24 protein-coding genes are annotated in these 25,320 nt (G+C 66.6%); 13 read left to right on the top strand and 11 right to left on the bottom strand.

The window, feature by feature from the left end:
• Positions 1-6 precede the first annotated feature (6 nt).
• From ASF79_RS01415 to ASF79_RS01405, 3 genes are read right to left on the bottom strand one after another with little or no spacing between them, the layout of a single operon-like run.
• Positions 7-582, bottom strand: coding sequence for a GNAT family N-acetyltransferase (locus tag ASF79_RS01415; protein ID WP_055851115.1), 576 nt, complete (start codon positions 580-582; stop codon positions 7-9).
• A complete protein-coding gene (locus ASF79_RS01410) occupies positions 582-881 on the bottom strand; it encodes a Dabb family protein (RefSeq protein WP_055776502.1) in 300 nt (99 codons plus the stop codon). Before ASF79_RS01410 ends, ASF79_RS01415 begins: the two co-directional genes overlap by 1 nt.
• Positions 878-1,159 (bottom strand): glutaredoxin family protein, encoded by a 282-nt coding sequence (locus ASF79_RS01405; RefSeq protein ID WP_055851112.1) that lies wholly within the window; start codon positions 1,157-1,159, stop codon positions 878-880. The genes ASF79_RS01410 and ASF79_RS01405 overlap by 4 nt, the downstream gene beginning before the upstream one ends.
• 58 nt (positions 1,160-1,217) lie before the next feature.
• On the opposite strand from ASF79_RS01405, the gene ASF79_RS01400 reads away from it, so the two are divergent.
• On the top strand, positions 1,218-1,991 hold the full coding sequence (locus ASF79_RS01400) for an HAD family hydrolase (protein ID WP_055851110.1): 774 nt from the start codon (positions 1,218-1,220) through the stop codon (positions 1,989-1,991).
• Between the two features lie 166 nt (positions 1,992-2,157).
• On the opposite strand, the gene ASF79_RS16980 is transcribed toward ASF79_RS01400, so the two are convergent.
• A complete protein-coding gene (locus tag ASF79_RS16980; RefSeq protein WP_003792170.1) occupies positions 2,158-2,256 on the bottom strand; it encodes a 30S ribosomal protein bS22 in 99 nt (32 codons plus the stop codon).
• A gap of 123 nt (positions 2,257-2,379) precedes the next feature.
• On the opposite strand from ASF79_RS16980, the gene ASF79_RS01395 reads away from it, so the two are divergent.
• Positions 2,380-3,711 carry an aminotransferase class III-fold pyridoxal phosphate-dependent enzyme gene (locus ASF79_RS01395; protein WP_055851107.1) on the top strand — a complete coding sequence of 444 codons (1,332 nt, stop codon included), beginning with the start codon at positions 2,380-2,382 and terminating at the stop codon, positions 3,709-3,711.
• Positions 3,712-3,825: 114 nt separating this feature from the next.
• Here the strand turns inward: ASF79_RS01395 and ASF79_RS01390 are convergent, their stop codons facing one another.
• Positions 3,826-4,023, bottom strand: coding sequence for a helix-turn-helix domain-containing protein (locus ASF79_RS01390; protein WP_044442490.1), 198 nt, complete (start codon positions 4,021-4,023; stop codon positions 3,826-3,828).
• Between the two features lie 127 nt (positions 4,024-4,150).
• Complete coding sequence (locus ASF79_RS01385) at positions 4,151-4,651, bottom strand: ArsR/SmtB family transcription factor (protein ID WP_055776516.1); 501 nt, start codon at positions 4,649-4,651, stop codon at positions 4,151-4,153.
• Between the two features lie 141 nt (positions 4,652-4,792).
• On the opposite strand from ASF79_RS01385, the gene ASF79_RS01380 reads away from it, so the two are divergent.
• The 3 genes from ASF79_RS01380 to ASF79_RS01370 all read left to right on the top strand — a co-directional run bounded on the left by ASF79_RS01380 (position 4,793) and on the right by ASF79_RS01370 (position 9,512).
• Positions 4,793-6,235: a TrkH family potassium uptake protein gene (locus tag ASF79_RS01380; protein WP_055851104.1), complete on the top strand. Its 1,443-nt coding sequence runs from the start codon at positions 4,793-4,795 to the stop codon at positions 6,233-6,235.
• Positions 6,228-6,896, top strand: coding sequence for a potassium channel family protein (locus ASF79_RS01375; protein ID WP_055776522.1), 669 nt, complete (start codon positions 6,228-6,230; stop codon positions 6,894-6,896). The genes ASF79_RS01380 and ASF79_RS01375 overlap by 8 nt, the downstream gene beginning before the upstream one ends.
• 126 nt (positions 6,897-7,022) lie before the next feature.
• The gene (locus ASF79_RS01370) at positions 7,023-9,512 is read left to right on the top strand and encodes a hypothetical protein (protein ID WP_156366122.1); all 2,490 of its coding nucleotides are present in this window, start codon (positions 7,023-7,025) and stop codon (positions 9,510-9,512) included.
• Here the strand turns inward: ASF79_RS01370 and ASF79_RS01365 are convergent.
• Both ASF79_RS01365 and proC read right to left on the bottom strand, forming a co-directional pair.
• Complete coding sequence (locus ASF79_RS01365) at positions 9,506-10,237, bottom strand: SGNH/GDSL hydrolase family protein (RefSeq protein ID WP_082465890.1); 732 nt, start codon at positions 10,235-10,237, stop codon at positions 9,506-9,508. The two genes, ASF79_RS01370 and ASF79_RS01365, sit on opposite strands and share 7 nt — an antisense overlap.
• Positions 10,238-10,308: 71 nt before the next feature.
• Entirely contained in the window at positions 10,309-11,157 is an 849-nt protein-coding gene (gene proC / locus ASF79_RS01360) for a pyrroline-5-carboxylate reductase (protein WP_082465891.1), read from the bottom strand.
• A gap of 73 nt (positions 11,158-11,230) precedes the next feature.
• Between proC and ASF79_RS01355 the strand changes: the two genes are divergently transcribed.
• The 8 genes from ASF79_RS01355 (at position 11,231) to ASF79_RS01320 (ending at position 19,689) form a co-directional block, all read left to right on the top strand.
• A complete protein-coding gene (locus ASF79_RS01355; protein WP_055851098.1) occupies positions 11,231-12,169 on the top strand; it encodes a cation diffusion facilitator family transporter in 939 nt (312 codons plus the stop codon).
• 321 nt (positions 12,170-12,490) lie between these two features.
• Entirely contained in the window at positions 12,491-14,098 is a 1,608-nt protein-coding gene (locus tag ASF79_RS01350) for an FAD-dependent oxidoreductase (protein WP_235500594.1), read from the top strand.
• Between the two features lie 17 nt (positions 14,099-14,115).
• A complete protein-coding gene (locus ASF79_RS01345; protein WP_055851095.1) occupies positions 14,116-15,396 on the top strand; it encodes an ABC transporter substrate-binding protein in 1,281 nt (426 codons plus the stop codon).
• 4 nt (positions 15,397-15,400) lie between these two features.
• On the top strand, positions 15,401-16,363 hold the full coding sequence (locus ASF79_RS01340) for a carbohydrate ABC transporter permease (protein ID WP_082465892.1): 963 nt from the start codon (positions 15,401-15,403) through the stop codon (positions 16,361-16,363).
• Positions 16,353-17,264, top strand: a complete 912-nt coding sequence (locus ASF79_RS01335; protein ID WP_082495616.1) for a carbohydrate ABC transporter permease — start codon at positions 16,353-16,355, stop codon at positions 17,262-17,264. Before ASF79_RS01340 ends, ASF79_RS01335 begins: the two co-directional genes overlap by 11 nt.
• Before the next feature lie 12 nt (positions 17,265-17,276).
• The gene (locus tag ASF79_RS01330) at positions 17,277-18,254 is read left to right on the top strand and encodes an acetylxylan esterase (protein WP_055851092.1); all 978 of its coding nucleotides are present in this window, start codon (positions 17,277-17,279) and stop codon (positions 18,252-18,254) included.
• A gap of 55 nt (positions 18,255-18,309) precedes the next feature.
• Positions 18,310-18,843: a DUF7010 family protein gene (locus tag ASF79_RS01325; RefSeq protein WP_055851089.1), complete on the top strand. Its 534-nt coding sequence runs from the start codon at positions 18,310-18,312 to the stop codon at positions 18,841-18,843.
• A 42-nt stretch (positions 18,844-18,885) separates the two neighbouring features.
• Entirely contained in the window at positions 18,886-19,689 is an 804-nt protein-coding gene (locus ASF79_RS01320) for a MerR family transcriptional regulator (RefSeq protein ID WP_055851086.1), read from the top strand.
• A 7-nt stretch (positions 19,690-19,696) separates the two neighbouring features.
• Here ASF79_RS01320 and ASF79_RS01315 read toward each other — a convergent pair whose 3' ends face one another.
• From ASF79_RS01315 to ASF79_RS01305, 3 genes are all read right to left on the bottom strand, one after another.
• The gene (locus ASF79_RS01315; RefSeq protein ID WP_055851083.1) at positions 19,697-20,581 is read right to left on the bottom strand and encodes a DUF2268 domain-containing protein; all 885 of its coding nucleotides are present in this window, start codon (positions 20,579-20,581) and stop codon (positions 19,697-19,699) included.
• A gap of 80 nt (positions 20,582-20,661) precedes the next feature.
• Positions 20,662-23,694, bottom strand: a complete 3,033-nt coding sequence (locus ASF79_RS01310) for an alpha-mannosidase (protein WP_055851080.1) — start codon at positions 23,692-23,694, stop codon at positions 20,662-20,664.
• Positions 23,695-23,749: 55 nt separating this feature from the next.
• Positions 23,750-25,279: a hypothetical protein gene (locus ASF79_RS01305; RefSeq protein WP_055851077.1), complete on the bottom strand. Its 1,530-nt coding sequence runs from the start codon at positions 25,277-25,279 to the stop codon at positions 23,750-23,752.
• Positions 25,280-25,320 lie beyond the last annotated feature (41 nt).

The raw sequence follows: 25,320 nt of genomic DNA, 5'->3' as shown, positions 1-25,320 counted from the left end.
ACACCGTCACGAGGTCGGGCGCGACCGCATCCATTCGTCGCGCGTGAGCACGTAACGCACGTGCGCCCTGATGGGCGACCCCTCGGGCACGACCGGATGCGCGAAGTCATCGATATGGCGCATGCCGAGACGGCGCATCACGCCGCGCGACGGCTCGTTGATGACGGCCGTGATGGAGTTGACCTCGTGAAGCGTCGGCGCAGCATCCGGCGCGAACGCGGCATCCAGCGCGGCGGTCGCCGCCTCGAGGGCGAAGCCCTGCCGCCAGTGCGCGCGGGCGACCCGCCAGCCAATCTCCATGCCGTCAGAACCGGGCACGCCCTCGGGCATCGGCCCGACGCCCGTGAAGCCGATGAACTCGCCGGTGTCACCACGTTCCATGGCCCAGCGCCCGTGGCCGTGCAGATCGAAGCCCGCATCAATCCGCTCGGCTGAGAGGTCGCTTCTCTCCTTGCTGAGCACCGCGGGAAAATAGCGCATCACCTCGGGGTCGGCGTTCATCGCCGCGTAAGGCTCACGGTCGGACGAGCGCCAGCGGCGAAGGATGAGCCTCGGCGTCTCGAGCTGCGCCGTCGCGGTCATCAGAGTTCGAAGTCGACGCTCGCCCGCGCCGAGACGAGCGGCCTGACGACGTCGACGGCCTTCAGGTGCTCGGGGTGCACCTGGTACGTCTCGAGGCCATCGAGATCGTCGTAGTCGGCGACGAGGCAGATGTCCCAGTTCTGATCGGCGTACGCCACGTTGGGTCCGATCGAGAAGCTCTTGATCTCGGGGATGATCGCGGGCAGCGGGGCGAGGGCGGCCTGGATGGAGGCGGCAGCGGCCACCTTGCCCTCGTCGTCTTCTGCGGCGAGCTTCCATGCGACGACGTGACGGATCATGCGGACTCCTCGAGTTCGGTGGCGAGAGCGTTCGTGAGGCGCGCCGGGTCGACGCGCCAGATGGTGTGCACGCGCCCGTTGATCAGCACCACGGGAATCTCCTCGACGTATTCATCGAAGAGCTCCGGGTCGTCGAGGATCGACTTCTCGTCGAAGTCCACCGAGGCAGAACCGTCGCGCTGCGGGATCGTCGCCAGTACGTCTGCCACGACCTGTCGGGCGTCATCGCAGAGATGGCAGCCCGGCTTCGAAAGCAGGGTGAGCTGGATGGCGGGCACTCATTCACCCTAGCCCCCGGCGCTGTCGCACAGCCCGGGTGAGTACCATGGAGAACCCATGCCGAATACCGAACTCCCGTCTGGCGGCGACCGCGAATCGCCCGTCGGAGACCGCCCTGTCATCGCCTTCTTCGACGTCGACAACACTCTTCTGCGTGGAGCAAGCATCTGGCACGTTGCGATCGGCGCGTGGCGACGCGGCATGCTCTCGCCCCGCGACATCTGGCGCTTCTTCTGGCAGCAGCGACACTTCATCAAGGTCGGCGAGAACATGGGCCACCTCAGCGACATCAAAGAGAAGGCGCTGATTCTCATCGCGGGCAAGACTCAGGCCGAGATCCGCTCGCTGAGCGAGGACATCTTCGATCGCCGCATCAGCCAGCGGCTGTGGCCCGAGACCGTGGCGCTCACCAAAGAGCACCTCGCGATGGGGCACCAGGTCTGGATCGTCTCCGCCACAGCCAGCGAGGTCGCCGACGTCTTCGCGAGCCGACTCGGCTTGACCGGCGCACTGGGAACCCGCTTCGAGTCGAAAGACGGCGTCTACACTGGCGTGCTCGAGGGCCCCGTCATGCACGCGCAAGACAAAGCCGACGCGTCGATCGCCCTCGCGAACGGAGTTGGCGTCGACCCCACCGAATGCTGGGCCTACTCCGACTCGAGCAACGACATTCCGTTGCTGTCGTTCGTCGGCCATCCCGTCGTGGTGAACCCCGACCACGCGCTGCTCGCCCACGCCACCAAGCACGACTGGCCGGTGATGCGGTTGAACCCGTCGAGCATCAAAGATGCGCGCAAGCGCGTACGCCGAGAGGCCCGCCGAGCTCGCTGATCCGGCGTCCGCGCCGGTTGGGCGCATCCGCGCCCGGTCGACCAGCAGCGGATGCGCCCAATCGGCGCGGATGCGGCCGCCAAGGCGCGCGGGCACAGCAAAAGCGCCAGACCTCAGGCCTGGCGCTGGTGCTACATCGACAGCGCTATGAGCGCTGCACGAGATGCTACTTCTTGTTGCGGCGCTGGTGACGTGTCTTGCGAAGCAGCTTGCGGTGCTTCTTCTTCGCCATACGCTTGCGACGCTTCTTGATTACTGAACCCACAGGGACCTCACGATTTTGAGCTTCGCTGCGCAGATCGCAGCGGAAGAGAATTTTGCCTCGGAGCAGTCTACAAGGCCGAACGCTGAACGACTAATGCGCCCGACCAGCGCATAGGCTGAAGCCATGGTTCGCGACTTCGACATCCCCCAGCAGCGCTCGCTCGTCACAGAACTTCCCGGCCCCAAATCGGTCGCCTTGCAGGAGCGGCGGGTCCGCTCCGTCTCTCGCGGCGCCGGCACGCTGGCCAACATCTACATGGAGCGCGGCGACGGGGCGATCCTGGTCGACGTCGACGGCAACCAGCTGATCGATCTCGGGTGCGGAATCGGTGTTACCACGATCGGCCACGCGCATCCGGATGTCGCGGCCGCGGCGGCCGCTCAGGCCGGCAAGCTCACGCACACCCTCTTCACCGTCACCCCCTACGAGAACTACGTTCGGGTGGCAGAGAAGCTCGCGGAGATCACGCCCGGCGACTTCGAGAAGCACTCGATTTTGGTGAACTCGGGAGCGGAGGCCGTGGAGAACGCGGTGAAGATCGCGCGCAAGTTCACCGGCCGTCGTGCGATCGTCAGCCTCGACCACGCCTTCCACGGCCGCACGAGCCTCACCATGGCGATGACCTACCGCCCCTGGCCGGAGCGGGCCGGCATGGGGCCGTTCCCCGGCGAGGTCTACAGCGTGCCCACGAGCTACCCGTTCCGCGACGGACTCTCTGGCCCCGAGGCAGCCGAGAAGACCATCGACTACATCACGACCCACATCGGCGCGTCCGAGATCGCCGCGTTCTTCGTGGAGCCGATCCAGGGCGACGGCGGCATCGTCATTCCGGCACCCGGATACTTCGCCCGCATCGCCGAGTTCTGCCGCGAGAACGGTATCGTCTTCGTCGCCGACGAGATCCAGGCCGGCATTGCCCGCACCGGAACCTGGTACTCGATCGAGCACCACGACGGCGTGATCCCCGACCTCATCACCACGGCCAAGGGCATCGCGGGCGGGTTCCCGCTGGCCGCGGTCACCGGTCGCGCAGAGATCATGGATGCCGTGCAGCCCGGCGGCATCGGCGGCACGTTCGGCGGCAACCCGGTCTCGACCGCGGCCGCGCTCGAGGTGTTCGACATCATCGAACGCGAGAATCTGCTGGCCGAGGCCCAGCGTGTGGAGGCCTCGCTGTGGAAGCGCATCGGCGACTGGGCCGAGAGGTTCGACGTGGTCGGCGAGGTGCGCGGCAAGGGTGCCATGTTCGGCGTCGAGCTCGTCAAGCCCGGCACGCGCGAGCCCAACCCCGAGGCCCTGACCGCCATCCTGAAGTACGCCACCACGCACGGCGTGATCGTGCTCGATGCGGGCAGCTGGGACTCGGTGCTGCGCATCATGCCGTCGGTCGTCATCAGCGACGAACTCATCGACGACGCGGCGACAGTGCTCGAAGAGGCCCTGGCCGCGCTCTAGCCACCTCGCTCCCATCCGCGCCTGTTCGGGGCATCCGCGCCTGGTCGGCCGGTAGCGGATGCGCCGAACCGGCGCGGATGCGGCGGGCGGGACGCGGCAGGAACCGCCGCGGGGCTACGCCGTGTCGGCCGCGTGCTGGGTGAGGGCCTCGGCCACCGCGGTCTCGGGCACGCGGAAGCTGCGGCCGAAACGGATCGCGGGCATCTCGCCCGAGTGCACCATGCGGTAGACGGTCATCTTCGACACGCGCATCATGTCGGCGACCTCGGCCACGGTCAGAAAGCGCACATCGGGCAGGTCTGAGCCGGCCATGGCGTCTCTCCTCTATACGAACTTCTCTACGGGCACTGCGACGAATCACGCGAGTGACGAATGAGACCCCGTGATGATTCGCAACTCTAGGGCGTGCACCGGATGCGGGGCAACCGGGTGTTCGCCCCTATTTGCGCAGTCGCGATACGAGCTTGGTCGCGTTGGCCTGCAGATCTTCGACCACGGCTCGCGCCTGGTGGCTCGAGGTCGCGACCGTGCGCCCGACGTTGCGGGCGAATTCCGAGGCCGAGCCCGCGGCATCCGGCGTGTGGCCGCCCACGGCGGTGTCTGCCCACTCGGCGTCGTCGTCTTTGAGGGAGCCATCGAAGTCGGCCGAGAGAAACGGGATGGCCCAGTCCTCGACCTCTTCGAGCGGCGATGCGTCGAGCTTGTAGTACCGGTGCTGCCCCTCTTCGCGAACGGCGACGAGGCCGGCGTCGCGCAGAACCTTGAGGTGCTTCGACACGGTGGGCTGGCTCAGGTCGAGTGCGTGAACCAGTTCGGAGACGCTCGACTCCCCCGCGTGCGGCGCGGCCTCGGCGGAACCAGCGGCCGTGTAGCGCTCGAGCAGAAGCTCGAGCAGGTGGCGTCTCGTCGGGTCAGCGATCACGGAGAAGATGTCGGCCATGGCACCAGGGTAGTCAGTCGAGGCGAGATTGCTCCTCAGCCTGGGGGCTGGCGCGCCGCCCGGATGCTTCGCCGGAGTACCATGACTGGAATTCATTCGGCCGACCGAGCAGCAGTCGGCCTTGTCGACGAAGGACGCTCGATGCGCATACCCGCACCCACGCGGCGCTCCGTCTACGCCAGGCGCACACCGTTCGGCCGCGTCCGCGACATGATCGACGAGTTCTCCGAGCAGTCGCCGTCGCGCTTCGCGATTCTGATCTTCACGGCGATGATCCTGATCTTCACCGTGCTCTTCTCGTTGCCGATCTCGCAGGCGAAAGGCTCGGTCACGCCGATCGCCGACGCGCTCTTCACCGCCGTCTCGGTGATCTGCGTCACGGGGCTCTCGACCGTCGACATGGCCACGCACTGGTCGGTCGTGGGCCACATCTTCATCTTTATCGGCGTGCAGATCGGTGCGCTGGGCGTTCTCACGCTGGCGTCGATCCTCGGCCTCGCCGTGTCGCGCAAACTCGGCCTCAAGAGCCGACTCATGGCCGCCGGCGACACCAACCCCATGCGGATGCGCCACGGCGCCGTGTCGGAAGGCCAGGCCGTGCGGCTCGGCGAGATCGGCGGGCTGCTGGCCACCGTCGCGGTGAGCTCCCTCGTGATCCAGCTCGTGATCGCGCTTCTTCTCATCCCCCGCATGCTCATCGACGGCGTCGCCCTCGCCCCGGCGATCACCGACAGCTTCTACTACTCGGCCATGGCCTTCACGAACACCGGCTTCTCGCCTAACGCCGAAGGCCTCACCCCGTTCGAGAACGACTACTGGTTCCTCAGCATCCTGATGCTGGGCGTCTTCATGGGAAGCATCGGATTCCCGATCATCTACGTGCTCTCGCGCAACATCAAGAAGCCGAAGCGCTGGTCACTGCACGTGAAGCTCACGCTCGTGACCTCGCTCATCCTCATCGTCGCCGGTGCCGTGCTCTACATCGTGCTCGAGTTCGACAACCCGAAGACCTACGGCGACCTCAACGCGGGCGACACCATCTTCCAGTCGCTCTTCCTGTCGGTGATGACGAGGTCGGGTGGTTTCTCGACGGTTGCCATCAGCGACCTCAACGGATCGAGCCTGCTCGTCACCGACATGCTGATGTTCATCGGCGGCGGTTCCGCGTCGACGGCCGGTGGCATCAAGGTCACCACACTCGCCGTATTGTTTCTCGCCGCCTTCGCGGAGGCCCGCGGAAACGAGTCGATGGAGGCCTTCGGGCGCCGCATCCCGGGTGACGTCCTCCGACTCGGCGTGAGCGTCGTGCTGTGGGGCGCCACCACCGTGGCCATCTCCACCATCGTCATTTTGCAGATCACCAAGGCACCGCTCGACTTCGTGCTCTTCGACGTGATCTCCGCGTTCGCGACCTCGGGGCTCACGACCGGACTCACGGCATCCCTGCCCGACTCGGGCATCTACGTGCTGGCCGCGACGATGTTCATGGGTCGCGTTGGTACAGTGACTCTCGCCGCAGCCCTCGCAGCGAGCCAGCGCCGGCAGCTGTTCAGACGACCCGAAGAGAGGCCCATCGTTGGTTGATCGCATCAAGCACGACGCTCCTGTCCTCGTGATCGGCCTCGGTCGCTTCGGCGCCGCGACGGCCGGCCAGCTCGACCGCCTCGGCCGCGAGGTCCTGGCCATCGATGACAACGACACGCTCGTTCAGAAGTGGTCCGAGCGCATCACCCACACGGTGCAGGCGGATGCGCGCAACATCGACGCGCTACGGCAGATCGGCGCGGGCGAGTTCTCGATCGCAGTCGTCGCCGTCGGTTCGTCGATCGAGGCGAGCGTGCTCATCACCGCCAACCTCGTCGATCTCAAGGTTCCGCAGATCTGGGCCAAGGCCATCTCGAAATCGCACGGCAAGATCCTCGAGCGCATCGGCGCTAACCACGTGATCTACCCGGAGGCCGAGGCCGGCGAGCGGGTCGCCCACCTCGTGTCGGGACGGATGCTCGACTTCATCGAGTTCGACGACGACTTCGCTCTCGTCAAGATGTTCCCGCCGAGGCCCATCCGCGGAAAGAACCTCACCGAGTCGGGCGTTCGCTCGCGCCACAACATCACCGTCGTCGGAGTGAAGTCGCCCGGCAAGCCCTTCACCTACGCCACAGAGAAGACGGTCGTGACCGACCACGACATCATCATCGTCTCCGGCACCTCGAGCGACATCGAGAAGTTCTCGGCCCTCGAGTAGCGAAATCTCGCTACCGGTGTCGGCATAAATGCGGACACCGAACACCCTCATACGGGTGCCCCCGAGTGCTAGACAAGGTGTGGGGAAAATCCCACGCCGAATTCAGGCCGACTCGAGGGAATTCCAGTGACCGACGAAGCAACCGCGCCCGCAGGCGATCCGAACACCCCGCAACCGGCCGCCCCGGCGCAGCCGCAACCGGCCGCTGCGACACCGCCACCCGCGGGGCCGCCATCCGTCTTTGCCCGAGCATTCGGGCCGCAGCGCCTGTTGCCGATGTTTCTGCCCGTGGCCACCACGCTGGTGGTCGGCTACGTGCTCGGACTCCTGGCGACGATCCTCACCGTTCTCTCGATCGACGAGTCTCGGCCCTGGTCGTTGGTGGCCGCACTTCCCCTGCAGCTGCTGGGCGCCGGGCTCTTCGGAACGATCACGGGATCGGTCTCTGCCGGCGCCATGGGATTGTCCGTCAGCGGCTCGGTCTTCGTCTTCGTCGTACCGCTGCTCTTCCTCCTGGTGCAGGCCGGATCTCTTGCCGTCACGTCTCACGTTGCCGAACGGCGAGTACCGAGTGACACTGCGTCCGTGCGCTGGATCACCGCGCTGACCCAGGGCCTGAGCTACTCCGTCCTGATCACCGTGCTCGCGCTGATCGGTTCGATCGCCTACTCGTCCGAGGGCGCGATGTTCTCGGTCACCACAGCATCCGTCAGCCTCTTCGCGGGCGCACTCGTGATCATGACGCTCAGTGCTGTGATCGGTCGCGCGAGCACACCCGGTGCCCGACGCGAGGCGAAGCCGTTCGGTGTCGGCCTTCGCCTTCCCGCTGCGCTCAGCTCAGCGCTCTGGATCGCCCTCGGTTACGCCGTCGCCGCTTCGCTCGTCGTCGGCATCGCACTCATCATCGGGGTCACCGTGCAATCTGGTCCGCGCGCCCTGTTGAGCGCGCCGCTCTGGCTGCCGACGGCCGCGGTCGACGCGCTTGCGGTCATGCATTTCGGCCAGCTCTCGGCCGGCGGCACCCTGATGCAGGCCATCGGAACCGGCACACCGAGCTCGATCTGGATCGGCTCGGCGGACCCCTGGGTCGTCGTCGTCGATGTCGTGCTCGTCATCGTCTTGATCGCCGTTGCGGGCACGCTCCTGCGAGTCCTCCGGGCCTCGCGACCCATGGCTCCCGTGGCGGCCTGGGCTTCGAGCGTCGGCGCCTTCGCTCTGGTCGGTCTGCTCATCTCGTTGTTCGGTTCGGTCGCGGCAAGCGGATCCGTGGGCGGGTTCGTCTCGGGGTCACTGACGGTCGGCCCTGCGGCCTACACGTTCCTGCTCTTCGCCGCGCTCGGGGCCCTCGTCGAGGTGGTCTCTCGGTACGTCGCGGGATACGTACTCGGAGTCCTGCCCGCCGGCTTCGTCGCTCGCCTCAACCGCGTGGCGCTGCGTTTCGTGAGCTCCACTCCGCCCGCGTCTCTCGCTCGGCCCCACGTGTCCGTCGCGCCGTTCGCGGGCGCTCCCGAGGTCGGGGAGCCGGTCGTCACCGACCCGAACGCGGCAACCTCCGCACCCGCGACCACTGCCTCACCCGCGGTGACGACCCCGCCCACCAACCCGCTAGATCCGCGCACCAAGAAGCGCATCGTGGTCGGCTCCATCGTGGCTGGCAGCGTGATCGTCGTCGCGGTACTCGCGTCGGTGGGGCTCTCGATCGCCAACGGCGTGGTCAACGCCCCGCAGGCGAAGGTGTCGGAGTACCTCGATGCACTCGTCGAGGGCGACGCTTCGCGTGCGCTCCAGTTGAGCGACGTCGACGCCCCGAACTCTGAGCGCCTCCTGCTCGACGACGAGATCTTCCGCGCCGCGGCCGGCCGCATCACGTCATACGACATCACGTCGGTGACCACCTCGGGCGACACCGCGAACGTGACCGCCGAGGTCGATCAAGACGGCAGCAAGGCCACCATGCAGTTCACCGTCGAGTCCCGCGGCAAGCAGTGGCTCTTCTTCGACGACTGGAAGCTCGACCGCCCCGAACAGTCCACCCTGCCGGTGTACATCGACGAGTCGCTCGACCAGGTCGAGGTCAACGGCGTGCCGATCGAACTCAGCGACGAGCAGCGCGGCGAAGGGCTGAGCCTGATCGCGTTCCCCGGACGCTACGACTTCAGCATCTCGAAGTCGAGCAGATGGCTGACAGCGGAACCGGTCTCCGGCACGATCATGGCCGGCAGCGTCCTCGGCAGCACGAACCCGGTCGCGCTCGAGCCCGAGGCCACGCCGGGCCTGACAGAGGAGATCAGCAAGCAGGTGGACGCCTACCTCGCAGAGTGCATCGCGTCGACATCGCTCGAGCCCGACAACTGCCCGAACGATCTGTACTACTCGTACGGCAACCCCACCAACGTGGTGTGGAGTCTGACCGAGGCTCCCGAATACGAGATCAGAATCAGCTACGACGGCACCATGGGCGTGACGACCACCAAGACCGGATCCGCCTCGGTCACCTACAAGTACACCTCGGGCGGCGAGCGTGACGGCTCGAACAAGACGACTATCCGGGTGGGCGGCGATGTGAAGATCGACGGCGACAAGGCGACTTTCGTGCCCGACTCCAACGGCTACTGAGTCGGCGATGCAGCCTCGCGGGCCCGGATGCTTCGGGCCCGCGAAGCGACATCAGGCAAGAACGCCGAGGCCCAGACCCGGTAGCCGCGGTCGTTCGGGTGGAACAGGTCGGCCGCCGACTGATAGACCGCCTTCACGATTCCCTGCCGCTTGGTCACCTCGTAGAGCGGCGCGACGGTGAGGCCATGGCGCTCGGCGGTCGCCCTCACGATACGATTGGCGACGGCCACGAGCCGCTCACGCTGTGGGATATGGAAGCAGGGCAGATCGGCGACGATCGCGGTCGAGGGCAGTTGTGAGTACAGCTCTTCGAGCTCGCGGGCGAAGCGCTCTTTCTCGAACGAGTTGATGTCGTTGGCACCGATCGACACGGTCAGCAGATCGGGCGAGACATCGCGCAGCAGCTTGGCCAGCTTCGGCATCTGGATGGCGAGAGCCTCTCGAAGCCGGGCGCCCGCGACGCTGAGATTGACGATCCGCACAGAGCGCCCCGTCTCTGCGGCGAAGTGGTTCGCCACGACCTGGACGTAACCGCGGTACGGCTTCGACGCCCCGATTCCCTGCGCCGCTGAATCTCCGATGACCACGTAGAGCAGCTCGCCCGCCTTCTTCTGGCGCGCGCGCCAGAACGCCGAGTTCACCGGAATCGTGAGGTCGATGCGCGCCGCCGCTGTTTCGCGATGCCGCACGATCAGACTGATCGGCCACAGAGAGAGAAGGTTCACTCTGAAACGCTATCGCTGCGCCCCGACACAGCACAGGGGGTTGCCCATCTGCTGGCTCAGGGAGCGAACGCTCAGCCGGCGGCGAGCTCCCGAGCGCGAGCGAGCGCCGCATCCGTCGCCCGGGCGAACAGCTCGTCGACTCCCCCGTCTTGCAGCACCGCGACGGCGCGCTCGGTCGTTCCCTTGGGGCTCGTCACCTGTCGACGCAGCTCTGCAGGGGTCGACTCCGACGCCGCCAGCAACTGCGATGCCCCCAGGAACGTGCCGTTCACCAGAACGGCGGCCTCCTCCGGGGTGAACCCCTTCTGCACGGCCACCGCGGTGAGCTGCTCGATCAGAAAGAAGACGTACGCCGGGCCCGACCCCGAGATCGTCGACAACGCATCCAGCTTGTCTTCGGGAACGACGACGACCTCGCCGACCGTCTCGAACACCCGCCTGACGAGCGCGAGCTGATCGGCCGTCGACCGGGTGCCGGCCGAGAGCCCGGTCACGGCGCTGCCGACGATCGCGGGGGTGTTGGGCATCGACCGCAGCACGGCCACAGCCTCCGGCAGACGCTGCTCGAAAGTCGCGACGGTCACGCCCGCCGCCACGCTCACGACGATCGCGCCGGGCTCCAGCGCATCCGCGATCTCGTCGAGCAGGGCCGGCACCATGGGCGGTTTGACCGCCACCAGAACGATGGATGCGCCGGCGACAGCCCGGCGATTCGCCTCGGGATCGTCGTCGGTCGCCCAGGCCGAGACCGCCTCGACGTCGTCGAACTCCGCGGCGCGGGCGGCCGAGCGATTCGTCACGCGGATGCCGCCGGACACGTCGACGGTCGGTGCGAGCAGTCCGGAGAGAATGGCACGACCCATCGATCCGGCGCCGAGGATGGCGATGGCGGGCAGGGAGACGGGGGCAGTGTCGGTCACGGGTCCATCCTAGGATTGGGGATCGACGGGTAAGCCGCCACCTGTGCAGGTACAGCGCGTAGAGGACAGACTCATGAGCACATCCGGAGGCAGCAAGGCGATCTTCGCCGCGCTGGCAGCCAATCTCGGCATCGCTCTCACCAAATTCATCGCCTTCCTGTTCTCTGGGTCGTCGTCGATGCTCGCCGAGAGCGTGCACTCTGCCGCCGACTCGGGCAATCAGCTGCTGTTGCTGCTCGGCGGCCGCAAGTCGCGCAAGCAGGCCGACCGCGCGCATCCCTTCGGCTACGGCCGCGAGCGCTACGTCTACGCCTTCGTCGTGTCGATCATCCTGTTCTCTGTGGGTGGCGTGTTCGCTCTGTACGAAGGCATCGAGAAGATCAACAATCCGCACCCGCTCGAGGTGTGGTGGCTGCCGATGCTGGTGCTCGTCATTGCCATCGGCCTCGAGGGGTTCTCTCTGCGTACGGCGATCGGCGAGTCGAACCCCACGCGTGGCACGCTCAGCTGGCTGCAGTTCATCCGCCGGGCGAAGGCGCCGGAGCTGCCCGTGGTGCTGCTCGAAGACACTGCGGCCCTGCTCGGACTCGTCTTCGCCTTCGCCGGAGTCGGTCTGACCGTTCTCACCGGCAATGGCGTGTGGGACGGCATCGGAACCGTCTTCATCGGCGCCCTGCTCGTGCTCGTCGCCGTGATCCTGGGCATCGAGACCAAGAGTCTGCTGGTCGGCGAGGGCGCCACCGACGAAGACCTCTCGAAGATCGAGAACGCCATCACGTCGAGCCCCGAGGTCGAGCACCTCGTGCACCTGAAGACGATGTATCTCGGCCCGGAAGAGATGCTCGTCGGCGCCAAGATCACGCTGCCCGCGGCCACCACGCTCACCGATATCGCTCTGGCCATCAACGCCGTCGAGGCGCGCATTCGCGAGGCAGTGCCCATCGCTCGCGTGATCTACCTGGAGCCCGACGTCTACGCGCCGAGCGTCGCGGACGCGACGACCGACCTCTAACCGAGGACATAAGCGCGTCGAGTCACACTCGGCGCAGCGTGCGCCGCGAATCGGCTGGTGCCGTCCGCTCGAGGCAGGATTTTGTCCTCATCTAGCTCGCGCGCCCGAGGCTGATCGGTCTCTGAACACCCTCTTCGACGAGGCAATGAAGATTACCCGCGCGAAAGCTTTCTCTTCGTGCAAACGCATCGTAGAGTCACTGGGGTACCGGGCAAGTCCCAGACACAATACGAATTACCTGCAAGGGAGCAGAACGATGGAGCCGAACTACAGCACCTCCTCCGCGCGGTCGGCCGAAGCCCGCCGCGACCGGGTGCGAGCGTGAAGGCCCTGTCGATCGAGGTCGACGTCGCCGTGATCGGGGGCGGCCTCGGCGGAGTGGCCGCGGCCCTCGCCGTGCTGCGTTCGGGACGCACGGTTCTGCTCAGCGACGAGTTCTCCTGGCTCGGCGGACAGCTCACCTCGCAGGCCGTGCCGCCCGACGAGCACAAGTGGGTCGAGCAGTTCGGGGTCACCTCCTCGTATCGAGCCCTGCGTGAGGGAATCAGGCAGTACTACCGCGACTTCTACCCGCTTACCCCCGAGGCTCGCGACAACGCTCGGCTGAACCCGGGTGCGGGTCTTGTGAGCAAGCTCTGCCACGAGCCCCGCGTCGCCGTCGCCGTCATCGATCAGATGCTGGCGCCCTATCGTTCGAGCGGGCGGTTGCAGGTGCTGCAGCCCTACGTTCCCGTTGCCGCAGAGCGCCACGAACACGTCGTCTCGAGCGTGCTGCTGCGCAACATAGAGAACGGACACGAGGTTGAGGTGTCGGCACCGTACGTGCTCGACGCCACCGAGACAGGAGCGCTGCTTCCGCTCTCGTCGACCGACTACGTGACCGGCTCCGAGTCGAACGCGGAGTACGGCGAACCGAGCGCTCCCAACACCGCAGACCCGCGCAATGTGCAGGCCGTCACGTGGTGCTTCGCATTCGACGTCGCGCCGGGCGACAACACCATCGACCGCCCAGCCGACTATGACTACTGGCACAGCTACGAACCGACGTTCTGGGGCGACAGGCTGCTGTCGTTCACCGCCCCGAACCCACGCACCCTCACGCCCGAGCTGCGCACCATGTTCGTCAACCCGCCGCTCGTCGAGGGCCGCGACGCCGATCAGAGCCTGTCGGGCGGAGACACCGATCTGTGGATGTTCCGCCGCATCGCCGCACGCTCCACCTTCATCGAAGGCAGCTACGAGAGCGACATCGTGATCGCCAACTGGCCGATGCTCGATTACCTCGACGACTCCATCCTCGACAACGACGACGTCGCGCGTCATCTCGAGGGCGCCCGCCAGCTCGCACTGTCGTACTTCTACTGGCTTCAGACCGAGGCCCCGAGACCGGATGGCGGGTTCGGCTGGCCCGGACTCAGGCTGCGCGGCGACGTTCTGGGAACGGCCGACGGCCTGGCCCAGGCTCCGTATATCCGCGAATCCCGCCGCATCAAGGCCCTGACGACGATCGTCGAGCAAGACATCAGCGTCGCCGCTCGAGGAAGCGACGGACCGGCCCGCTTCGACAAGTCGGTGGGCGTCGGCATGTACCGTATCGACCTGCACCCGTCGGTCGGCGGCGACAACTACATCGATGTCGAATGCAGCCCCTTCGAGATCCCCCTGGGAGCCTTGATCCCCCGGGAGACGATCAATTTGCTGGCCGCGTCGAAGAACATCGGCACGACCCACATCACCAACGGCGCGTATCGACTGCACCCGGTCGAGTGGAACATCGGGGAGTCCGCGGGTGAGTTGGCGGCGTTCTGCCTCGAGACCGGGCACACACCGAGAGACGTCTGGGCCGACGACGACCTGACCGAGCAGTTCCAGGCGCGGCTCGAAGCGTCCGGAATCGAGATCCACTGGCCCGAAATCCTGGGCTACTAAGAGAAATGAGAGAGGCAATGAAATCAGCAAGGAAGCTGGCGGCCGTCGCCACGATCGCGGCGAGCGCACTGCTCGTATCCGCGTGCTCGGGAGGGGCGCCCGACGCGGCACCCACCTCCGCCCCGCCCGGAAGCGTCGAGTTGCGCATGTCGGTCTGGACGTCTGACGCGAACCAGCTGGCGCTGTTCAACTCGGTCGCCGACGAGTACAAGACGACCCACCCCGAGATCAAGTCGATCACGTTCGAGTCACTGCCGTTCGCCGACTACAACACCACCCTCACGACGCAGGTCGCCGGCGGCAACGCACCTGACATGGCCTGGGTCGGCGACATCGCGAAAGACCTGATCGTGTCGGATGCCATGGTGCCGCTGACCGAGCCGTTCAAGGCGACCAAGGGGTACGACTACGACGACATCCTGCCGAGCGTGGCGAAGTCGTTCTCTCAAGACGGAGAGCTCTACGCCTATCCGTTCTCGAATTCGCCGTTCGCCCTGTACGTGAACAAGACGCTGCTGGCCGAGGCCGGCCAGACGGTCGATCCCGCCGATCTCACGTGGGAGAACGTCTCGAAGATGGGGACGGCGGTGAACGCGCAGACCGGCAAGGCCGGCTTCGTCATCCGCGACTTCAACTTCTCGTCGTGGCTCACCCTCCCCGCGGTGTGGACCGGATGGGGCGCAGAAGCCTGGAACGACAAGGGCGACACGTGCACGATGGACACGCCGGAGATGGTGGACGCGTTCCAGTTCCTGCACGACGCCGTCTATGTCGACAAGTCGATGCCCGGTCCTGGTGTGACGGCGGACTTCTTCGCCGGTGACGCCGCCTTCACCACCGCGCAGGTGTCACGGGCGTCGCTGCTCGACGGGTCGTTCGACTTCGACATCTACCCACTGCCCGCAGGCCCCGCAGGAGACTACTCCGTTCTCGGCCAGGCAGGCATGGGCGTGCTGCAGTCGAGCAAGCACCCGCAGGAGGCCGTGGACTTCCTCTCGTTCCTGACGAACCCGACGAACTCGGCCAAGCTGGCCCAGTTCTTCCCGCCGCCCCGCGAGTCGCTCCTGACCGGCGAGAAGCTGGCCGCTGTGAACACGAAACTCTCCGAGGAGCAGCTGACCCGCGTGGTCGTCGATGAGCTTCCCGAGGCCGTCTCGCCGCCCGTGCACACAGGTCCGGCCGAGATCGCGCAGACCGGAAAGACGGTGCTCGACCGCATGTGGACGCCTGACGCCGACGTGAAAGAGGTTCTGACCGACATGTGCGGTGCGCTCGAGCCCCTGTTGACGGCCGAGTGACCTCATGACCTCCACCATCTCGCAGCCGGTGGCGCCCCCCACGTCGCCGGCTGCGCCCCCCGGGGCGACGGCGAAGAAGCGGTCGTTCTGGAATATGAAGCGCCGCGACACTCTCGCGGGCTACCTGTTCATCCTTCCCCAATTCATCGGGATCGTCGCGTTCGTGCTGATCCCCGTGGGGCTCGGCATCTGGTTCAGCCTCAACAAGTGGAACATCTTCACGGGCAAGCTGAGCTTCGTCGGCGGAGAGAACTACAGCGCGGCCCTCGCCGACCCCAAGCTGGGCAGCGTGCTCGGTGCGACGGCCATCTTCAGCGTGGGTGTCGTCGTACTCAACCTGGCCGTCGGTCTCGGCTTGGCCGTGCTGCTGAATCGGCGTATCAAGGGCGGCGCCCTGTTCCGCACGCTGTTCTTCTCGCCGGTCGTCATCTCGGTCGTCGCCTGGACCCTGGTCTGGGGCTTCCTCCTCCAAGACAACGGCGCGATCAACAACCTGCTCGCGCTCGTGGGGGTGAGTGGACCCAACTGGCTGCAGACCGGCCCCACCGCGATGATCGCCGTCATCGTCACGCAGGTCATCCGCAGCGTCGGGGTCAACATGATCCTGTTCCTGTCTGCTCTGCAGGGCGTGCCCGGCGACCTCTACGAGGCTGCCCGCATCGACGGCGCCACCCCTCGCAAGATCTTCTTCAGCATCACGCTGCCGCTGATCTCCCCCACGCTCCTGTTGACCTCGGTCATCACCATCGTGGGATCACTGCAGGCCTTCGCGCAGGTGGCCGTGCTCACGGAGGGCGGACCGGAACTCTCGACGACCGTGCTGGTCTACTACGTGTTCCAGCAGGCTTTCCAATTCAACGACATCGGCTACGGCTCCACGCTGGCGCTGATGCTGCTGAGCTTCGTGCTGGTGCTCACCATCGTGCAGTGGCAGCTGAGACGCAAGTGGGTGTTCTATGAAGACTGACGTCCTGACCAGACCCGTCACGGCTACACAGGCCCCGGCGGCCAACGGCATCCGCAAGCCTCGTCGCGTGCGTTCGCGTCTCAGGTCGGTGCTGCTCATCGCCTCGCTGATCGTGATGGCCATCCCGTTCGCGGTGCCGACCCTGTGGATGATCACGTCGTCGTTCAAGCCGTTGAACGAGATCTTCGCGTCGCCGCCGACCCTGTTCGCCGAGAACCCCACCACGGCGGCCTACGTCGACGCGTTCACATTCCAGCCGTTCGCGCAGCAGTACCTGAACAGCCTCTATATCGCGGCGATCGTCACCGTGGTCGCGATGCTGGTCTCCAGCCTGGCCGGATACGCGTTCGCGCGCATCCGCTTTCCCGGCAAGAACGTGCTGTTCCTGATCGTGCTCACGGGCCTGCTGGTGCCGAGCGAGGTGACGATCATCCCGCTGTTCCAGATCTTCAAGAACCTGGGCATGATCAACACCCACCTGCCGCTCATCCTGGTGCCCGCGATCGGTGCTCCCGCTGTGCTCGGAACCTTCATCATGCGGCAGTTCTTCATCTCGTTGCCGGTCGAGCTCGAAGAGGCCGCACGCCTCGACGGTCTGGGGCGTGTGGCGATCTGGTGGCGCATCTGCATGCCGCTGGCCAAACCCGCACTCTCGGCCGTCGCCATCCTCACGTTCCTCGGATCGTGGAACATGTACCTGGAACCCACGGTGTATCTCACGAGCCCCGAGCTGTTCACGCTGCCGCAGGCGCTGACCAGGTTCACCGATGCCTACGGCGGAGAGATGTGGGACACCCAGTTGGCCGCGGCCACGATGACGGTCGTTCCGGTGCTGGTCGTCTTCCTCATCGCGCAGAGACAGTTCGTGGAGGGCCTGGCCCACTCCGGCCTCAAGGGCTGACAGGATCGAGTCATGTTCACCGATATGCCCGAGGCGGCGCTGCGCACCTTCCGCAGCGCCGTCGTCGCCCCTGCCGACTTCGACGAGTTCTGGTCTGAGACGATCGCCGCGTCGCGCCAGGCGGCGCAGCCCGCGGTCTTCACCGCGCTCGCGACACCGCTCTCGAGCGTCGACGTGCACGACGTGCAGTTCTCGGGCTTCGGCGGCGAGCCCGTGCGCGGCTGGCTGATCGTGCCCGTGGGCGCCGACCCGGCGCATCCGATGCCGGCCGTCGTCGAGTACCTGGGTTACGGAGGCGGTCGCGGCAACCCGATCGCGCACCTCGCCTACGCGTCGGCCGGCTTCGCGCATCTCGTCATGGATTCGCGCGGGCAGGGCTCGGGTCGGCTTCAGGCGGCGGGCGCGACCGCAGACCCGCACGGCTCGCCACCCGCATTCCCCGGGGTGATGACCAAGGGCATCGGCCACCGCGACAGCTACTACTTTCGTCGGCTGATCACCGACGCCGTGCTCGCCGTCGACGCTGTGGCGCAACTGCCGTTCGTCGATGCCACGCGTATCGGGGTCGTCGGCGGCAGTCAGGGCGGAGCGCTGTCGCTCGCTGTGGCAGGCCTCCGCGACGACATCGCGGCGGCCGTGGCCTTTGTTCCGTTCCTCTCCGACATCGTGCGGGCGACGACCATCACGAACGAGAACCCCTATGCCGAGATCGCGAACTACCTGGCGACGCAGCGCGACCAGGTCGATGCGGTCACGCAGACCTTGCCCTATTTCGACGGCGTGAACTTCGCCCGCCGAGCATCGGCACCCGCGTGGTATTCGGTGGCCCTCATGGACGCGATCTGCCCGCCGTCGACGGTGTTCGCGTCGTACAACGACTACGCGGGGCCGAAGCACATTCAGGTGTGGCCCTACAACGGCCACGAGGGCGGCGCGATCGAAGACCGCGCCCAGGCGCTCGAGATCTTCGCCGAGGTGCTGCGGGGCTGATCAGCGCTGCCGCAGCCCGCTTCTCCCCACAATCGCTCGTTAGGGCAAGGAACTCATGAACGTGTCTCAAGCTCAGGCCGATGTTCGACGCGTCTATCGCGCGGGCTTTCCCGGCCCCCTCATCTCGGCCGTCATCTGGGCCGTGGCGAACGCGGTCTTCATCTGGGTCTCTCCGAGCGCGGCCATGGTCGTGCTCTTCGTCGGCGGCATGCTCATCTTTCCGCTGACCACACTCGTGCTGAAGCTCATGGGAGGGCCGGCGACCTTGCCGAAGGGCCACCCATCGGTCGCCCTCGCCATGCAGTCCGCATTCACGGTTCCGTTCGGCCTGCTCGTCGCGATCGTGCTGGGTGCGTACGAACCGGCTCTCTTCTTCGCGGCATCGCTCATCATCGTGGGCGCTCACTATCTCGTATTCATCTCGCTGTACGGGCTGAGGGTGTTCGGGGTGCTGGCCGGAGTGCTGATCGTTCTCGGCACGGTCGTGCTGTTTGTCGCGCCCGGTCTCGGCTCGATCACCGGATGGCTGGGTGCCGCCGTGCTCGCCGTTTTCGGAGCCGTGCTGTTCCGCGCACGAAACGCACGCTGAGAAAAGAACCCGTCGACGATCGGCGTCTGCAAGGCTGATCGCATGCGCGCGCACGACCCGGATGGACCCGAACTCGTGGGCGCTGTCGCCCGACGGCTCGGCGTGAGTGTGCGCACGCTGCACCACTGGGATGCACTCGGCGTTGCGTCGCCGTCCGGACGCACTGCCGGTGGATACCGGGCCTACAGCCCCGCCGATATCGCCTACCTGCGCAGGGTGATGCTGTTTCGAGAGCTCGGCATCGAGTTGGCGGCCATTCCCGCGCTGCTCGACACGAGTGGGCAGTCGAGACGACACGAATTGGCCGAGGTGCGGCGCAAACTGGGCGACAAGATCACCGACCTGCAACGGCTCGCCGGAGACCTCGACAGATTGCTCGACGCCCACGAGGGGGGCCTCGCCCTCACCGAGCAGGAGCAGTCCGAGATCTTCGGTGCGGCCTGGGATCCCTCGTGGACGCAGCAGGCGCGGGACCGGTGGGACGGAACCGCGCAGTGGGCGGAGTACGTTGAGCGCAGCAGCCAGAGGACATCCGACGAGTGGCGGTCGATGGCGTCGGAGACAGACGCGTTGCACGCCGACCTGGCTGGCGCGATGCGCTCACACGTCGAGCCGGGAACGGCGGAGGCGAACGCCCTCGCCGAGCGTCATCGCGCCGCTCAGAGCGAGCACTTCCACTGCACGCACTCGATGCACGTCCTCATCGCGCGCCGCTACGTGACGGAAGCCGGATTCACCGCCTTCTACGACGACATCGAGCCCGGGCTCGCCGAGTGGCTCACACGCATCATCGATGCGAACGCGACGGCCAAGGGGGTCGACCCGAGCTCGGCACAGTGGATCTGAGCCCGGCCTAGCGCAACGCTCGAAGGGCCACGTCGATGACCTCGTGACTGTCGACGTGGAGGGCCTGCGACGCCGACATGCCCGTGCTCTGCAAGAAGGCGTCGACCAAGCGATTCCCGACCGCGTAGCCCGCTCCGGTCGGAACGCCCATCGGCTCTGCGCCGAACCGGCGAGCCGCCTCGTCTCCGTGCACCCAGGCCGTGAAGTTCTGCATGCCGTTTACCCGCAAGCCCGAGACCACCTTGTCGAAGACGTCGTCGTCGTGCAGATGCGCCGCACCCATAGGCGTGTAGCCGATGTCGCCGAACAATTCCCGGGCGAACGCGTCTGCCAGGCCCTCCGAGACGATCTGCTCCCCCACCATGACGGATGCCGGATTCCAGACCACGCCTCTGGGCGCGTACCGAAGATTGTGCTGCAGCTCGTGAGCGGCCGCAGCCTCCAGCCTGCCCAGGTTCTCGTCTGTCGGCCACACGGTGAGGGCGATGAATCCCGTCATGCTGCCGTTTCCGGTAAAACCGCGTGCGGGGCCCATGAAGTAATCGTCGCCCGGGTCGCCGAGCACGAGCAGAACCGTGATGTCCGGCACGAAGATGGCGGGAAGCGCAGCGGTCTGCACTCGTACAGCCTCGGCCAAAGACGTCTCGATTCGGGTCCAGGCATCAGCCTCGTCGAGGCGAGCCAGGGCACGACTCGACTCCCCCAGGTGCCGGTCGATAGGGAAACCCAGACTCATGGCGTGCATCGCCGCGAGGTCGACCTCGTCGGAGAAGTAGCGGAACATGCCCTTCGTCGGGGCGAGCATCCGACGCAGCGCATCGGGGCGCCGAGATGGGTCGGCAGAGAGAACGGCCCGCATGCCAGCTGAGGTGTCGAGAACGGTGATCGTCATGCGGCCACGCTAAAGCCTGACGTCACGTCAGGGTCAAGCGGTGCCGGCCGCGCAGCCCGAGGGAGCTGCGCGGCCGACCGTCACGCCCGCGCGAAGCGCAGAGTGAGCAGTTGGAAGGGTCGCAGTTCGATGTGAGCCGTCGCACCCTCGGTCTCGACGAGAGCATCGGTGGGCAGCACCCGCTCCAGGAGATCGGTCTCCGAGATACCCGTGACGTCGAACCCTGCGGTCACACTCGTCCGCGCTCGTGACCCCGTGGACTCGTACAGCCTCACAATCACGTCTCCGCTGCCGTCGCGAGCGAGCTTGACGGCCTCGACCACCACGGCCTGGTCGGCGACGACGACGAGCGGCTGGAGGGGAGCCCCGCTGACGCCCGAGAACGTGCGCAGCGGCAGGTTCCTGCGGTATCCGGCCTCGACCGCTGCCCGGATGTCTGCGCCGAGACCCACGGAGACGTTCAGGGTGTGGGTGCCCTGGTCTGCAGCCGGATCGGGGAACGTGGGCGCGCGCAGCAGCGAGAGCCGGACGGTGGTCGCCGATGCCCGTCGTCCCGTGTCGCCGCTGGGGCGCGTACGACCGATGTCGTGGCCGTAGGTGGAGTCGTTGGCGATCACGACGCCGTAGTCTCGCTCGCCCACGTGCACCCAGCGATGGGCCGAGGTCTCGAAGCGTGCGACATCCCAGGAGGTATTCGCGTGAGTGGGCCGATAGACGTGGCCGAACTGGATCTCCGAGGCGGCCCGGTCCGTGTGCAGGTCGAGCGGAAAGGCCAGCTTCAGCAGCTTCTGTCGCTCGTGCCAATCGATGACGTTCTCGATGTCGACGGTCGAGGATCCGGGAGCCAGAACAAGAGTCTGCACGATCGTGGACGAGCCGAAGGATCGTGCAATGCGGAGAGACCCCTCCCACGCCTCGATCGAGTCGACCTCGGTGAGCTCGACAGTGTTGCGCCGGTAGTGGTCGTCGATGTCCCACGCGTCCCACTTGTTCGGGGTGTCACGATGAAGCTGCAGCAGGTTCGCGACGGAGCCCGCGGGCACGAGCTCTCGGTCGATGCGCAGATCGCGCAGCGACGTGATCAACCCGTTGGCGTTCACCTCGACCCGCACGACGCCGTTCTCGAGCACCCAGCCGTCGCCCTCGGGGCGAGTCACCGTCGACCCCGACGGAGGCGCGAGAACGCCCCCGGCGAGCGCCGGGATCCCGTCGACGGCGAACGGCGAGGCGTTCAGGGTCAGCTCATGGTCGCCCTCACCCGCCAGCGCCTCGACAGACGAGCGGATGATCTGCTCTAGCACCTCGGAGATCTGCGCGTAGTTCCGCTCGGCCTCCTGGTGCACCCACGCGATCGACGTCCCCGGCAGCACGTCGTGGAACTGCTGCAGCAGAACGGTGTGCCAGGCCTGCTGCAGGGCCTCGACCGGATACTCGACCCCGGCGCGCACGTTGGCCGCGGTCGCCCACAGCTCGGCCTCGCGCAGCAGATGCTCGCTGCGGCGGTTGCCCCGCTTGGTGCGCGCCTGCGAGGTGTAGGTGCCGCGGTGGAACTCGAGGTAGAGCTCCCCGCTCCACACCGGCGGCTGCGGGTACTCGGCCTCGGCGGCCTCGAAGAAACGACGTGGGCTCGAGAGCTCGACGGTGGGCGAGCCCTCGAGGCTCTCGGCTCGCTTGGCCGCGGCGATCATCTCGCGGGTGGGGCCTCCGCCGCCGTCACCGTAGCCGAACGGCACCAGCGATGTGGTGCCGCGACCCTTTTCGGCGTACTGCCGCTCGGCCCTGGCGAGGTCTTCACCCGACAGGTCGGAGTTGTAGAGGTCGACGGGCGGAAAGTGCGTGAAGATCTGGCTGCCGTCGATTCCCTCCCAGTGGAAGGTGTGGTGCGGCATGACATTCGTCTCGTTCCACGAGATCTTCTGAGTCAGGAACCACCGCGCGCCCGCGGCTATAGCGATCTGCGGCAGAGCGGCCGAATAGCCGAACGAGTCGGGCAGCCACACCTCTTCGGTGTCGACGCCGAACTCCTCGAGGAAGAAGGCCTTGCCCTCGACGAACTGCCGGGCGAGCGCCTCGCCGCCGGGCAGGTTCGTATCGGACTCGACCCACATGCCGCCGACGGGCACGAAGTTGCCCGAAGCGACCCGCTCGCGCACGCGTTCGAACAGTTCGGGATAGAACTCCTTCAGCCACGCGTACTGTTGCGCCGAAGACGCCGCGAACACGAAGTCGGGGTTCTCGTCGATGAGGTCGCAGACGTTCGAGAAGGTCCGCGCCACCTTGCGCACGGTCTCGCGGGTCGGCCACAGCCAGGCGGAGTCGATGTGGGCGTGGCCCACGGCGTGCAGATGATGCGCGCTCGCCGACGCGGGCTTCGCCAGGGCGACTGCCAGGATGTCGCGGGCAACGTGAGCGGTTCCGCGCACGTCCTCGGGGTCGATCGCGTCGATCGCCCGGTCGAGGGCCACCATGATCTCGGCCTGGCGTTGGGATGTCTCGGGCAGTTGGGCCGCGAGCCCCACGAGGGTGCGCAGATCCTGCTCCAGCTCCCAGACCGTCTGGTCGAGAAGTCCGAGCTCGAGCCTGGCGAGGCGGTAGATGGCGTCGCGGCCCGCCGTGGCCTTGTCGCCGTACGGAGTCGGCGCGAACGACCAGTCGCCGGTGACGTTCGGGTTCGACGCCGCCTCGATCAGGAGGTCGACGGTCGTGGTGCCCGTGGCAAGCGGAACGGACTTGTTGAACGGCTCGACAGCCTTCACGATGCGCCCGTCGAGCGTGTAGACGGTCCCCTCCGCCTCGAAGCCCGATTGCGCCCCCGTGTATCCGAGGTCGACGACCAGCTCGGCAGAACCGTCGGACACGTCGGCCCAGGAGGCGGGCACCTCTCCCGTGACGCGGAACCAGACCGTTCCCCAGGGTCGACCCCAGAGACGCCCCACGTCGAACGCCTCGAACTCGTCGAGGTGGGCGCGCATCTCGGCGAACGGCACCGGTTCGTCGGGCACCTCCCACATGCTGATGGAGAGCGGAGTCGTGCTGAGGTGCAGGGCCGGCAGGATCCGCTCCTGTCGGAAACGCTCGACGCGCTGCTGGATCTGGGTGGTGCTGAAGTGCATGTCGGGTGTGTGCTTTCTCGTGTGGGGTTCTGTGGCGTCTGCCGCCGGTGCTCGGCTACGAGGCGATGACGACGCGGCGCCCGTCGGGGAACACCGCGACCTTCTGCCAGGTCGAGCCGTTCTTCTCCCAGCCCTCGTTGACCTGGTCGGCCGCGGGGGTCGGAATGGAATCCGCGAAGCGGTTCTGAGTGGTGTAACCCTGAGGGGTCATCGACGTGTATCCGGGCAGATCGAACGATGTGCGGTATCCGCCGTCGGAGATGAGGGATTCCTCGGTTCGAGCAGCCTCCCCGCCGCCGAGTTCGATGGTCGGGTTGACGAACCGGGTGTTCCGTGAATTGGGGCCCAGCACCATGGCCTTCTGGTCGCCGAACTTGCTGATGACTCCGAAGTACCCACCGACCACGGTGAGGTTGCGCACGTAGTTGTCCGAATTCTCGTCTCCGAGACCGACCCCCAGGCAGTGCGCGCCCGAGGTCGGAAAGAAGTTGGGGTTCACGATCATGTGGCTGATGCCGGCCTCGATCAGAATCTCGTAGCCCTCGCGCGATCCCTCGGAGCGGAAGTTCAGGAGGGTGAGCCCCGAGTTGACCGAACGCAGGGTCTGGTTGCGAACCGATCGCAGGCCCACTGTGCCGCCGATTGCCTGGCAGTCGAGCAGCGTCATGTTCGTGGGTGCGAGCAAGAAGCCGCCCAGTCCAGGGCTGATCGCCTCGACGTTCGTCATGGAGCCCCCGATCGAGGCGATGCCGGAGTCCTGCACACCCCACCCGCCGGGAGACACGATCTTGATCTTGTTGAACGAGTTCGCGTAGGAGTACTCGTCGTTCACCCCGCCCACGAAGGTCGCACGTTCTCTGAAGATGCCCGACTTGCCCGTCTTCTGCATCCAGATGTTGCGGAACTCGCAGTTCACGAGCGAGCGCAGGTAGAGGCCGTTTCCGCCTCCCGGTGTTCCTGTCAGTTCCAGGTCGGCGATCGTCACGCCGGTGGCCTTGTTGTTGTTGGCGGGCCCCGCATTCGAGTCGACTTGCCCGCAGACCGTGAAGATGTCGGCTGTCGAGCCTGCTATCTGAATGATCTTGGTCTGCCGCATGCCGGCTCCCGTGATCTTGGGCCCCGCATAGCCGTAGGGCAGTCCGTTCACCGGCTGGGTCGGCGAGTTGCGGTAGTCCACCGCGAGCGCCGTGACATAGATCTCGCCAGCCGGCAGAGAGACTTCGCCACCGGGGGCGGTCATCGCCTTCGAGATGGCCGCCTGAACGGCGGCGGTGTTGTCGGCGCCCGGCGTGCGGTCGTAGTGAAACTCGGGGTCGAGCGGCGAGATGGGCTTCTCGTTCACGGTCAGTTGCTTCGGCGGCTTCGGGCCCGGCGGCGCGGCGACAACACCGGATGCGGCGCCGCTCGCCGACGACGCCGTCATTCCGGCCGCTGCGGCGATGCGCGCCGGGCCGACGGCCGTGACGACTCCCGCCGCAGCTATCGCAGCGCCGGTGAGGAACAGTCGTCGCCCCGTGCCCTTCTCGTCGGGCCGGTTCTCCGAGCTGACCGGCTCGTCGTTCTGACTCTCTGTCTTCTTTGACATGGTGGAATCCTTACAGTGCGGCTTCTATGGCGGGGGTATCT

The sequence above is a fragment of the Agreia sp. Leaf335 genome (assembly GCF_001423605.1).
In the GTDB taxonomy this organism is placed as follows: Bacteria; Actinomycetota; Actinomycetes; order Actinomycetales; family Microbacteriaceae; genus Agreia.
Note: the sequence above shows the minus strand (reverse complement) of the source record. Positions and strands in the feature narration are given on the sequence as shown.